This window comes from Psychromonas arctica DSM 14288 (assembly GCF_000482725.1).
In the GTDB taxonomy this organism is placed as follows: domain Bacteria; phylum Pseudomonadota; class Gammaproteobacteria; order Enterobacterales; family Psychromonadaceae; genus Psychromonas; species Psychromonas arctica.
Window position 1 is genome coordinate 1 of record NZ_AXWP01000037.1, and the last position, 13,582, is coordinate 13,582.

Below are 13,582 nucleotides of genomic sequence, written 5' to 3' on the forward strand. Positions count from 1 at the left end.
ACCACCTTGTTCAGGTGGGCAATGCCTGGCTGGAGCCGCGTTACCTCTTTGATACTGCTATTGAATTCCTAACCAGTCACAGCATTGCTATCCCTAGGTACACCGTACTCCAGAGACTGATAAGCAGAGCGATGCAGCAGGTCAGAAAAGACCTGGCGCACCAACTTAATCAACTCACCAGTCCTGAACTTCACGTCTTTCTGGACAGCATAACAGCCATTGATGACGGACTAAGCCTGAACCAGCTCAGAGGCGGTGCAAAAAGTCTGACCGTACCTGAACTTAAAAAAGAGCTTGCCCTTTATCATCAGTTAGCGCCATGGCGCACGCAAATCAATGGCGTTATCGATGGGCTTAATCTGTCTCTTAAAAATCGACAACACTTCGGTGAGCTCATCAACTATTACGGTAGTAAACTCAAACGATTCAAACGCGCACAGCAGCATCTATGGTTGCTATGTCACCTGACAGAGCGGATACAACTGGCACTGGAACGGTTAACTGATGGGTTCATTTACCATATCCGCAAGCAACAAGAAGCTGCCAACACCTTTGCACAACAAGCAGTGTTCCTGTCCTGGCAGTCAGCCGCGGACAATGTCACGAAAGCGGCAGAGTTACTGCATCTGTTTGTGGATGAGAACATTGATGATAATCAACCCTTCTCAGTAGTCAGACAACAGGCATTGAAGGTCATGAATGACAGGGATATCCAGACCCTCTGCCTTTACCTGAAAAAACAGAAACGGACCGTGGAAGAGTACCAGTGGCAACATTACGATGAACAATGCAATCTCCTGGAGCAACTGTTAAGGCAGGTGTTCTTGTGCCTTGAATGTGAGGCCGGTAAAGGCTCAGAAGCCGTCGTCGCCCAACTTCAACAGATGCAGACGGAAATCGCATTCGGTGGACCACTGAAGACGATGGATACGTCGCTCATCCCGAAAAAGCACCTCCCATGGTTGGTTAAACAGGATAACGTTAACCCGCAACGTTACGAATGGCTGCTCTACCGGCAGTTAACCTCACGACTGAATGGACGCATTTATTTGCCAAATGTTACCAAATACCGCGCACTGGAAGACGACCTGATCCCCCAGACATCGCAGGATACCTTGCTGGCCTCATCAACACTGGACAGACTAAAACAGCCCGCAGAGTTATTGTTACAGGAGAAACAACACCGGCTGGAAAGTGCACTCAAAGACGTTGCTCTCCATATTGATGAGGGAGACAATCGAAATGTGATCATGAAAAATCGTACCGGTACCCGCTGGCGTCTGCCGACCAAAAGCGCTACATCTCTGGTCAACAATCCCTTTTTTAAGCGAATGCAACCGGTCGGTATCGCGGATGTACTGCGGTATGTAGAGCGCGAAACCGGGTTCATGAAATGTCTGACTCATGTACTTCCGATACAAAAACAAGGGTTCACTCATCAGGATGATTTACTGGCCATTCTGATTGCCAACGCCACTCACCGTGGTGTGTATGGCATGGCGCAGATCTCCGATCGAAGCTATGAACACCTGAGTACGGTGCAGGCCAACTATATCCGGCCTGAAACGCTGCATGACGCCAGCGACGTGATCAATAATGCGGTTGCAGCGCTACCCATCTTCCGCCACTACCATATTCAGGAGGACCAGCTGCATGCCAGTGCGGATGGTCAGAAATTCGAAACCCATCTGGAAACCTTTAAAACCCGGTACTCCTCTAAGTATTTCGGCACCAACAAAGGGATCACGGCCATGACACTGGTGGCCAACCACAGCGCCCTCAATGCTCGGATCATCGGTTCCAACGAGCACGAATCACACTATATTTATGACCTGTTACAATCCAACAGCAGTGAAATCAAACCTGACGTACTCTCGACAGATACACACGGTGTCAATCATGTTAACTTCGCCTTACTGGATCTATGCGGTTACAGTTTTGCACCGCGATACGCGCAGTTCAGTAGTGTCATCAATGATCTGTTTGACGTAACTGAAAATGAACACGGCGGCACCAACCTTGCCCTGAAAAAGCCCATCAGGACGAATGTCATCGAAACGGGATGGCAGGATATTAGGCGCATTGTTCTGTCACTTCAGACAAAGCGAACGACACAGGCAATGCTGGTAAGAAAGTTGTCTGGTTATCCTTCGGGGCACCCGACATTACAGGCGCTGACGGAGTATAATCGACTGGTCAAAGCGCAATATTTACTGGATTACATAGACAATGCCAGTTTGCGGCAGTACGTTCAGCGTGCCCTTAACCGGGGAGAAGCGTGGCACTTCCTGAGACGGGCTATTGCGTCGGTGAATGGCGATCAGTTCCGAGGCAAAAACGAGAGTGAAATCGCTATCTGGAATGAATGTGCAAGATTGCTTGCCAACGCGATCATCTACTTCAACTCCGCGATACTGAGTCATCTGCTGGGACACTTTGAAGCGAGAGGAGATGAAGAGAAAGCGGGTATCACTCGTGCTGTTTCGCCCGTTGCGTGGCAAAATATCAACTTAAGCGGAACGTATAACTTCACTAATACTGGGAAATTGCCCAATATTGGCGAAATAACAAGGCCGATAGTGGATGATTAGGCTCCAAGCTGAAAGTAAACCACCTCCGCAGCCATTTATTGGTGTGGTCTACAGAGGATTATGTCTTTTTAGAGGGGAAAATCCCTAGAACCCCAACAGAGACGGTTTTTGCACTTAAAGGTGGCACCGCCATTAATTTATTTGTGAGAGATTTTCCTCGGTTATCTGTAGATATTGATCTTGCTTATCTTCCACTTGAACCAAGAGATGAGGCTTTGATTAATGTCAAGGCTGCATTGCAGCGCATTACAGACAGAATCAATACTCAACCAGATATCCGAGCGGCATTTCAGGATAATAAAGCTGATGAACTGAGAATAGTTGTATCCAGTCCGGTTGCGACGATTAAAATTGAAGTGTCGCCCGTCGCCAGAGGTACATTGCAAAGTGCAGAAATAATGCCAGTTCAAGAGTCTGTTGAAGACGAGTTTGGTTATGCTGAGATTCAGGTAGTCAGTCTTCCCGATCTGTATGGTGGAAAATTGTGTGCTGCTATGGATCGCCAACATCCTCGCGACTTATTTGATGTGCGTATGTTACTTGGCAGTGAAGGGATTTCGAGAGAGATTTTGGTGGGTTTTTTAACCTATACATTAAGTCACCCTCGGCCTATTAATGAAGTCATGTCGCCAAACTGGCAGCCTCTAAATGAGAAATTTCAGGCAGAATTTGACGGAATGACTTTTGAAAAAGTTGAATGCGAAGACTTAGCCTCTGTTAGGCCCATGATGTTAATTGAACTGCAAAAACATTTCACAGAAAGGGATCATGCTTTCCTTATGTCATTCAAAAGAGGGCAACCTGACTGGGCATTGTTTGACTATCCTAATGCAGCAGACTTGCCAGCGATTCGTTGGAAGTTACAGAACATTAACAAATTGGCAAAGAATCAAGCAAAACATCAAGAGCAATTAGATAAATTGAAGCAAGTGCTTGATGATTGGCTTGTTAACGCAAACGCCGAGTAATTCGTTTATAACAAACCTCAACGAGCTATAAGCCCCCTAGTTAGATTGCGATTTCTTCAATCTATCTAACCGAGTCCACATAGGACAACTGCATAGACTGGAGCCTCGATTTACATTAACGAGGACTCCTCATGCGAAAACTATCTCCAATTATTCTGGCGCTTGCGCTTTCTCCTTTGGTTCAAGCTGAACCTGTGTCTGAAGTGTCGCCCGTTGGCAAAATTGACGGCATGGTTTCTTTACCTGTCACGGGTATGAAAGCGGTCGAAAGCAATGGCCGTATTGTTTTCATGTCAGACAGTGGCCGGTTCGTCATTGATGGCACGCTCTATGATGCCTGGTCGAAAAAGCCGCTTACCAGCCTTGAAGAAATTCGTGAAGCGGGTAACACGCTGGACTTAAGTCGTCTTGGCTTAAAAATGGATGATTTGAATCCACTGACGCTGGGTGAAGGCAAAAAGAAAGTGGTGGTCTTTGTTGATCCACGATGCCCGCATTGCCATGAGCTTTTGAAACAAGCTTTACCTCTAACCAAAGAATACACCTTCCAAATTCTCCCTGTGCCAGTGCTTGGTCCTGATTCAGAGCGTCAGGTTCGCCAGCTTGGCTGTGCGCGTGACAAGAAAGCGGCCACCGATGCATTGCTGAATGGCCGGATTGGTAACCTAGAACAGGATGATGCCTGCAACTTGGAGCCAATGCAGCGTACTTTGGTGACGGCTCAAATTCTGGGCATTCAAGGTGTACCTTTCATTGTCGCCAATGATGGTCGCATCAGCAGAGGTCGTCCTTATGACCTTTCTGCTTGGTTGGAGGGGCGTTAATGAAAGCCTCTCTGTATTCAGGGCAACGCGCTTCTGAGCTATTGCCTGTGTTGGCCTACTCAGACGATGAGCAACTGTTTTTCATGGAAGACCAGAGTGTTGGCTTTGGTTTTCTATGTGACCCCTTGCCCGGTGGTGATGAGTCTGTTGCAGACAGGGTTAATGTTCTACTCAACAACGACTGGCCAAAAGACACTTTGCTGCAATTTGGCCTGTACGCATCCCCTGATATTCAAACCGACCTTCAGCGCATGATGGGCTTACGGCATCGTCAATCCGATCCATTGCTTAGGGCGTCGATACGCAAACGTGCGGATTTCCTCGATGGGGGCACGGTTCAACCGATAGAAGAATCGACCCAGACTCAGGTACGCAACTTTCAACTGATCGTCACCTGCAAATTGCCTTTGGAAAGTCCTATACCGACGGAGCGTGAGTTGAGTCGAGCATCCGCGCTTCGGGCTTCTTTCTCGCAAGCGCTGGCAACGGTTGGTTTTCGTGTTACTGAGATGACCGACCGAAATTGGCTCGCAGCATTAAGTGCTCAGCTTAACTGGGGAAAAGATGCTTCCTGGCGCAATCCATCACCAATCCGCAGTGAGGCAGATAAACCACTTCGAGAGCAAGTGTTGGATTATGACCGAGCTATCAAGGTGGATAGCCAAGGTCTGATGCTGGGCGATTACCGAATTAAAACCTTATCGTTTAAGCGCTTGCCTGAGCGGATCTGGTTTGGTCATGCCGCAAGTTTTGCGGGCGATATGATGACGGGTAGTCGCGGTTTACGCGGAAGCTTTTTACTGAATGTCACCATTCACTTTCCCTCAGCCGAGGCCATGCGATCTCGTCTAGAGACGAAGCGTCAATGGGCGGTCAATCAGGCCTATGGCCCGATGCTCAAGTTTGTGCCGGTGCTTGCAGCCAAGAAAAAGGGATTTGATGTTCTTTTTGAAGCCTTGCAAGAAGGTGATCGTCCTATTCGGGCAAATATGACTTTGACGCTGTTTTCACCAACGGAAGAAGCGTCCATCAGTTCTGTTTCAAATGCCCGAACTTACTTCAAAGAACTTGGATTTGAGCTGATGGAAGACAAGTACTTCTGTTTGCCCATTTTTCTGAATGCCCTGCCATTTGGTGCTGACCGCCAGGCGATGAACGACTTGTTTCGATTCAAGACCATGGCGACAAGGCATGTGATCCCTCTCTTGCCTTTGTTTGCGGATTGGAAAGGCACTGGCACGCCAGTGATTAACTTTGTTTCCCGTAATGGCCAGATCATGAGTGTGTCCCTTTATGACTCGGGCAGTAATTACAACTGTTGCATCGCGGCGCAATCGGGGTCGGGCAAGTCTTTCCTGGTGAACGAAATCATCTCTTCCTACTTATCTGAAGGTGGGCAATGCTGGGTGATTGATGTTGGCCGCTCCTATGAAAAGTTGTGTGAAGTTTATGACGGTGAGTTCTTACAGTTCGGGCGAGACAGTGGCATTTGCTTAAATCCGTTTGAAATCGTTGAGGACTATGACGAAGAAGCGGATGTACTGGTTGGGCTATTGGCCGCAATGGCCGCGCCTACTCAGTCATTAACCGATTTTCAGATGGCCAATCTAAAGCGTCAGACCCGTGAACTGTGGGAGAAAAAAGGTCGTGCCATGTTGGTTGATGATGTGGCAGAGGCTTTAAAAAATCATGAAGACCGACGTGTGCAGGACGTGGGTGAGCAGCTCTATCCGTTTACGACACAGGGCGAATATGGCCGCTTCTTTAATGGCCACAACAATATTCGCTTCAAAAACCGTTTCACCGTTTTGGAGTTAGAAGAGCTCAAGGGGCGCAAGCACCTGCAACAAGTGGTGTTGCTTCAGCTTATCTACCAAATCCAACAAGAGATGTATTTAGGTGAGCGGGATCGTCGCAAGATTGTGTTCATCGACGAAGCTTGGGATCTGCTGACTCAAGGTGATGTCGGTAAGTTCATCGAGACGGGTTACCGGCGATTTCGAAAATATGGTGGCAGTGCTGTAACGGTAACGCAGTCGGTCAACGATTTGTATGACAGCCCAACAGGTAAAGCCATCGCTGAAAACTCGGCCAATATGTACCTGCTTGGCCAAAAAGCCGAAACCATCAACGCGCTCAAAAAAGAAGGCCGTTTGCCACTCGGTGAAGGCGGCTATGAATACCTGAAAACGGTTCATACCGTCACGGGTGTCTATTCCGAAATTTTCTTTATTACCGAGATGGGCACCGGGATTGGCCGCCTCATCGTCGATCCGTTTCACAAGCTGTTGTACTCGTCCCGTGCAGAAGATGTAAACGCGATTAAGCAGTTAACGCGCAAAGGCCTTTCTGTTGCTGATGCCATCTCCCAGTTGTTAAAGGAGCGAGGCTATGAATAAGACCACGCTTTGGCCATTTATGGCTTCTATTACTTTGTCTATTGCTGGTAGCGGTTTAATGACCAGCTGGCTCTTAATGAAAACACTCGAACCCATCCACAGCCAGTTGGCGTTAAGTACGCCCATTGCAGTCGTGGATTTTGGGGAGGCGGTGTTGTCACTGGGCCCCAATGCCAGCGAACAAGACATCGAATCCAGGTTGCTTCAGACCAATCAGCAAATTGAAAAGCTAAAAGCAGCCGGTTTTATCGTGCTGGATGCCCAAGCGGTGGTGGGTGCTGATGATTCTGTATTTGTGCCAGTAGGCTCAAAGGAGGTGTCTCATGCAGATACTCCGTAAAAGAATGCCTTGGCGGCCATACCTCATCCGGTTGACCGTTCTTGCGTTAATCATGGCCTTGGTAGGCACCTACGCCATGATGCGCTACCGAATAGGTATTGATACCCAGCAAGAGCGCTGCCTGCCTGATACCACGGTGTATCTGATTGACCTATGGAATAAAGAGCTCGTTAAGGATGGTTTGTATGCCTTCCACTCAAAAGGACTCGCTCCGTTATATAACGACGGTAATCGGATGCTGAAACGCCTAACAGGGATGCCTGGGGATGAAGTCAAGGTGACGCCTGAGCATGTGCTGGTGAATGGTACTGAAGTCTCTACCGGCATGGCATTAGCCCAGCGTCTTGGTGTGGCTGAAACAGAATTTAGCCGTTCATTGACGCTGCAAGAAAACGAATATTGGTTTTCCGGCGAGGCTGCAACGAGTTTCGACTCCCGCTATTGGAATACCGTTAAGCGCGAGCAGATTGTCGGTCGCGCTTGGCCGCTTTGGTAGGAGGTAGATGATGCAAAGACTATGTCTCTTATTTTTATTGGTTGCTCCATTGTCTTGGGTGCAAGTTTCCTGGGCACAAGAGCCTTTTCCGTTGTCTGACGAGGACAAAAAGATCGTCGAAATGAGCCGCAGCATTTTACAAAGTGCTGTGCATGGCTCATCTGAATTTATTGAGCCTTTTGCACCGGTTGAACAACCTGTGTCGCTCAAACACAGCGATGAATGGTTGATATTTGCATCGTCCTCATTGGGTGATTCGTCACTGAAGCAGCTATTTAAAGAGGCCAGTGCTACCGGCGCTATTGTGTTGTTTCGGGGAATTCCTGAAGGAAAGACTTTGGGGGCGGCTATCCGTGATTGGCATACCCTGATGGCGGGACTTGATCCTGTTCCTCAGGTTCGAATCGATCCGAAAGCCTTTGTGCACTGGCGGGTGACTAGCGTGCCTGCAATTTTCCGCATAAAAGATGACAAGGTGACTGCAAGTGCACTAGGGGTTTACAGCAAGGACTGGTTGCAGCGCCAAATTGAAACTGGCAATAGCGGTTCATTGGGTCAACGCGGTCCGATTCATTCGATTTTAGAACCGGATTTGATGCAAGTGGCGATGCAGCGTTTACAGTCGCTTGACCTGGGCGCGTTAAAGAAAAAAGCCATTGAGCGTTTCTGGTCTCGCCAAACATTTACTGACTTACCCAAAGCCACGCAGTATCGGATAAGAATGGTTGATCCAACCATCGTCATGCAGCGGCCACTATTGGATGCCAATGGCCGAACATTGATCCCAGCAGGAACGCGTATTAACCCGCTAAAAGCCTTGCCATTTACTCAGCAGCTTGTGGTGTTTAATGCGTCGAACGCTGAAGAAGTGGACGCAGTAGCGCATTGGCTTGAGACGCAAGATAGGACACTGCGCCGCATTACGCTTATCACCACGCAGCTCGACCGTGCCCAAGGCTGGAATCGCCTCAATGCGCTCGAAAAGACATTGGACAGTCCGGTTTACCTTCTCAATGCCTCGCTAAAGCAGCGCTTTGATCTGCAAGTCACCCCATCGTTTGTTCAAGCAAAGGGGTTTGCGTTTGAAATAGAAGAAATTCCAGCAAAGGAGCTTGTTCATGAAAAAGCTCAATAATACGTATCGTCGGTTGCGTACTCTCGTTGTCATGCTTGTCCTGGGCGCATCTATTCCTGCTAAAGCCGAACTGACCTGCCCAGACGCGGGTTTATTATCGGGCAAGTTGCTGACGGATGTTTGCTGGTCATGCATTTTTCCTATCCGGGTTGCAGGGCTTCCTCTTGGCTCTGGCAATGTCCCAAGCGGCGCATCAAACAAGTCATTTTGCTTGTGTGAAGACAACTTAGGCGTGCCAAGGCCAGGTATTGTTACCAGCATGTGGGAGCCAGCGCGTCTGATTGAATTGGTCAGAACGCCGGGTTGTTCGCCTTCCCTGGGAGGGATTCGTTTACCGTTAGGTGATAGGAGACTGCAAGGTGGTCATGGCGAAGGTGAATACGATACCGGTGATCTCGCTTTCTACCATTACCATTATTACGCCTTTCCGCTTTTGGTCATGCTCGATTTGTTCATGGATGGCAATTGCAATGCTGATGGTTACATGGACTTTGACTTGATGTATTTGTCGGAATTGGACCCAACATGGCTGAACGATGAACTGGCCTTTTTTACTCAGCCTGAAGCGGCTGCCGTTGCCAATCCATTGGCTATATCTGCTTGTACCGCTGACGCTGCTTCATCAACGCTTGGTAAACCCATCGACCAGTTGTTTTGGTGTGCTGGCAGTTGGGGCCATCTCTACCCGTTATCTGGCTACACCTTAGCCTTCGGCTCATTAGCAGAAAACACCAGCCATTTAGCGGCGCGTGCAATCGCGGCTCAACACAGGCGTGGTCTTGCTAGGCGAACAATGGGGAACAGTGCGCTATGCCGACCTGTTATCGAACCCATGCTGCCGAAATCCCAATACAAGATGAGTATGTTCTTCCCTGTGCCGGAAACTGAAAGTGCGCATGTCATCGGTGAAAGCACCATGAAATGGGGAGAGTGGCGAACAATCCCAGGTGCCGGTGAAGATGCACTCTACATTTTGTGGCGCTGGCAAGACTGCTGTAACTCGGGAGGTTAACTATGAAACCAACATTTTTTACCCGAGTGTTAGCGGGTATTTTATCTATCACTATGGCGTGCTTGCCCTTACATGGTGTGGCCGCTGATGTGCAGCGCCAATCCGGTCTAAGCGGACAACAGGAAGGTAAGCAATTGCTGCAAAACTGGACGATGCCCGCGCTCAATGGCAATACATTGTCGGTGCCGAATGGCAGTGGTAATGAGTCCATTAACTTGCAAGAGCTTTTCCCTGGTATGGATCAGGGCTCATTGGATGTCTTAACGGGCGTTTATGGCTCTGATACCAGCATGAATCAATTGGGGACGCAGCGCCAAGAGAGCATGGCATCCGAAAGTGGCGCTACGGGTGAAGCGTTTCGTTCGCTACAGCAAATCAAAGACAGGTCGCGGCCAGATATGGTCAATGATCCGCTTTGGGCATTAACCGATGCGGTTCAAACTGACCCAAATCTATTAACACAAAGCTTCCCAGGCTGTGAGTCTCAAGGTGAAGGTAGCCCAAATTACCAGCAATGCGACAGGCTCAATACAGCGGTGAACAGCTGCACGATTACTCACGATTACACGGCAGGCATTATTGAGCATGTTTCAGGACCAATGAACCTTCGCTCTTGTGGTGAGGGATGTCTTGAAGTTTGGATTGGACGAATTGGCGACAACTACTGGAGTGGCCGTTGTAAAGTGTTTGAACAGGCCATCACACTCAAAGTCGTGAACCCCGATGCGATTACCTCAGCCGTTCTTGAATACGCCAAATGGGATGACTACATGCAAGTGTGGCTTGGTGATCAGAAAGTCTGGTCTGGGCCGAACAATAACTTTCCACCAGAAACGGCAGGTCGTTGCGAGCTCAGTACCAGTTGGGAGCGCAATCTAAATACCGATCTCACTGCCAAGCTAAAAGCGGTAGAACCAGGTTTAGAAGTGCCGGTAAAAATTCGCGTATCGGTTACGGGTAGTGGTGAGGGGTATGCACGCATCAAGGTGCGCTTTGATCCAACCAAGGTGGTGATGAATGATAGTTGGTCGCCACAATCCTGTATCGAACAAGCAGCGGATATCCCGACGAAGTTTTCAGACTACAGCATTCAATGCACGGATCAGCCGTCTTCAACCAACGGATGTACGGTGGTCAATGGTGTTTCAGTTTGTGAATCCTATTTTGCCCCAAGCCCTGTGGCTGGCATATCACCTTTGTGTCGGCGTGTACAAGTGAGTGTGGATGACGAAAGCTATAAGGGGATTGAAAATCAGGCCTGCCAAGTGCTTGAAGCGAACCCTTCCTGTGGCTTCATGTCGTCAGAATGTGCCGAAACCAATGATAAAGGTGAATGCATGCGTTTTACCGATACCTATGACTGTGGATTGCAAACCAGCGATCCAAAGTGCGTGGTATCCAATCTTATGCCGAGTAGTTTTGAGGCCTGTGAGCCTACTCAGACGATTACGCCATTTACTGAAACCAAGCATGTACCTGATTACCAGGTGTGCGAAAAGATCAGCACGCTTACTCAGTGTCAGTTAGAGCGACGTGTATCCGCTGAAACCCATCAACAAAGCTGGTCCATTGAGCGCGGTTGCTTTAGCTCTGAAACGCTCAGCTTTGTTCCACAGCACAGCAGTACTATGCAAACTGGAAACGCGACACTGAGGATTTTTGATAATCAAAATACTGAGATAAAAATCACCGAGTCGCCATCCAAGGCAAATGGTTGGAAAACGACACTCTCATTGACGGGCAATAAGGAGGCGGTGACTGAGACGAAACCGTCCATTAAATACCCTGAAATGACCTGTCCAAAAGGAACCTTGGTTGGCTCATTGTGCAAGGTCGTTAATGGTTCGATTATTTCGTGGCATGAACCTCAGGAAGTCACTCGTTCCAGATGCGAATCCGGCTGGAACAAAGTCGATTTAGACACTTGCAGCCGAGAAGTTCAGAAGTGTTTGGTTCCTGCGAAACTGAGCGCTTCATTGGCCTTCTCTGGCAAGTACTTAGAGCAAGACATTGTTCATCAATCAAGTGATCCGGGCATAGACCAATGCTTGATGCAAACGGATCAGTTCACTGCGGTGCAGTGGCAGTGTTTGGATACGGGCACAAAACGAATCGACGGGTTAACGGTTGGTAGTGGCGAGTTGGCGAAGCTTGGAAGCCTTTATCCGGCGGTTGTTTCGTCTCCTGCTCATTTAACCAGTCGTGGAAGCTCTGATGGACTGGGGCTCTCATGTTGGAGGGCAAGAGCGACCTACAATGCTTCGACTGCTCATCCTGAGTTCAACATGGGCAGCTCAGATAGCTGGGTAGATGCCAATGGTAATACTCAAACTATCGTCAATAACGGACAAAACACGACCACCAATACGTGTGCCGCGCTAGAGCAAAACCCGGCCTGCCAGTACGTCAGAACCGAATGCACTGAAGGCGGGGCTGGTCATGAAGGCTTCTGCTATATCCAAAGTTTGGTGTATGACTGCGGACAAAGCGTCGAAGTGCAAAATGCACGAATGGAAACTCAATACAACTGTGAGGGGCCAGTTCGCTGTATGGGCACAGATTGTTTAGAGCCAGAGTCAATCAAGCAGGCTAACTTTGCAGAGGCCGCTGCGATGCTTAATGCAGCGCAGTTTATGACCAATGATATGTCATGCACGGGAGCTGATGGCCAAGATAACGTCGAGTGTACGGTCTTTAAAGGTAATGCTGGCCAGTGCAAAAAAGCCGTTGGCGGCATAGTGGATTGCTGTGAAAAGCCAAGTGGCGTGTCGTTATCGGATTACATCACAATGATAGTTGCGGTCAACAAGCTTGATACGGCAGTCATGGCCATGAATCCGTCGTCGGCAATCTATGGTTCCTGGAATACGCTCAGGGAGCCAATCACGAGCACTTGGAGTGCGGTCAAAGAGCCTTTTGTGTCTGCATGGGACTCTCTCATGGGGGCTGGGCCATCAACGGCTGCTGGCGCGGGAGCGGAGCAAGCTGCGACTGGCTTTATGCAGGTGTTGACCAACAAGACGGCTGAATGGGTAGGTACGACCTTTGGTTCGGGGGCGCAATCGGCACTGTTTAGCAACGTTGGTGGCGCGGTTGGAGCCGATGGTGTTGTTTCGGGTGGCAACTTTGCCCTCGGTGGCGCTGCGGGCGCGGTTCTGAGTACGGTTATGACGGCCTACATGATTTATTCAGTCACCATGATCCTCATTCAGCTAATCTGGAAATGTGAGCAAAGTGAGTTTGAGATGAACGCCAAGCGGGTATTGAAGAGTTGCCATTACGTGGGCTCTTACTGCAAGTCTAAGTTCTTAGGTGCCTGTGTTGAGAAACGGCAATCATATTGCTGCTTTACTTCGCCACTTTCACGGATCATTCAAGAACAAGTACGTCCTCAATTGGGCCTTGGTTGGGGCAGTGCCAAGTCACCAAACTGTGAAGGTTTGACCGCGAGTCAGTTAAACCAGGTAGATTGGAGCCAAGTCAATCTGGATGAATGGATAGGTATCTTGTCGATAACAGGCAACCTACCCGAAGTACCGTCACTGGATCTGGAACGACTCACAGGCTCAGGAAGTACGCTAAACGTTGATGGAAATCGTCAAAGTGCCGCAGATAGAGCCATTGAAAGGCTAAACGGAATGGATGCTCAGAAATTACGCCAGGAGGCGACGGAAGAAATTTCGGGGAATAATTGAGCGTATCCATCTAAAACAGCTTTGCCAATAATGTTCCATCATGGTTACTTTAATGAGCTTATTGCGCCTTAAGGTAACCAATTTGGCACTTTGGGCCTCTTATACTTTCTGTTCAGCGTGTG

Annotated in this window: 9 protein-coding genes; all 9 read left to right on the forward strand. The window is 48.9% G+C overall.

Features of this window, described 5'->3' with window-relative positions:
- Window positions 1-2,591: Tn3-like element ISShfr9 family transposase (locus H592_RS21605; protein WP_037071046.1), on the forward strand; the 2,591-nt coding region annotated here is incomplete at its 5' end.
- Window positions 2,592-2,632: 41 nt separating this feature from the next.
- On the forward strand, window positions 2,633-3,559 hold the full coding sequence (locus tag H592_RS21610; RefSeq protein WP_281170597.1) for a nucleotidyl transferase AbiEii/AbiGii toxin family protein: 927 nt from the start codon (window positions 2,633-2,635) through the stop codon (window positions 3,557-3,559).
- A gap of 131 nt (window positions 3,560-3,690) precedes the next feature.
- Window positions 3,691-4,383, forward strand: a complete 693-nt coding sequence (locus tag H592_RS0105845) for a DsbC family protein (RefSeq protein ID WP_001228924.1) — start codon at window positions 3,691-3,693, stop codon at window positions 4,381-4,383.
- A complete protein-coding gene (gene traC, locus H592_RS0105850; RefSeq protein ID WP_028867951.1) occupies window positions 4,383-6,782 on the forward strand; it encodes a type IV secretion system protein TraC in 2,400 nt (799 codons plus the stop codon). The genes H592_RS0105845 and traC overlap by 1 nt, the downstream gene beginning before the upstream one ends.
- The gene (locus tag H592_RS0105855; protein WP_001044650.1) at window positions 6,775-7,122 is read left to right on the forward strand and encodes a hypothetical protein; all 348 of its coding nucleotides are present in this window, start codon (window positions 6,775-6,777) and stop codon (window positions 7,120-7,122) included. Before traC ends, H592_RS0105855 begins: the two co-directional genes overlap by 8 nt.
- Window positions 7,106-7,618, forward strand: a complete 513-nt coding sequence (locus tag H592_RS0105860) for a S26 family signal peptidase (RefSeq protein ID WP_028867952.1) — start codon at window positions 7,106-7,108, stop codon at window positions 7,616-7,618. Before H592_RS0105855 ends, H592_RS0105860 begins: the two co-directional genes overlap by 17 nt.
- Before the next feature lie 7 nt (window positions 7,619-7,625).
- Window positions 7,626-8,753, forward strand: coding sequence for a TrbC family F-type conjugative pilus assembly protein (locus H592_RS0105865; RefSeq protein ID WP_275368401.1), 1,128 nt, complete (start codon window positions 7,626-7,628; stop codon window positions 8,751-8,753).
- Window positions 8,737-9,765, forward strand: a complete 1,029-nt coding sequence (locus H592_RS0105870) for a TraU family protein (RefSeq protein WP_028867954.1) — start codon at window positions 8,737-8,739, stop codon at window positions 9,763-9,765. Before H592_RS0105865 ends, H592_RS0105870 begins: the two co-directional genes overlap by 17 nt.
- 2 nt (window positions 9,766-9,767) lie before the next feature.
- Entirely contained in the window at window positions 9,768-13,460 is a 3,693-nt protein-coding gene (gene traN / locus H592_RS0105875; protein ID WP_028867955.1) for a conjugal transfer protein TraN, read from the forward strand.
- Window positions 13,461-13,582: the final 122 nt, after the last annotated feature.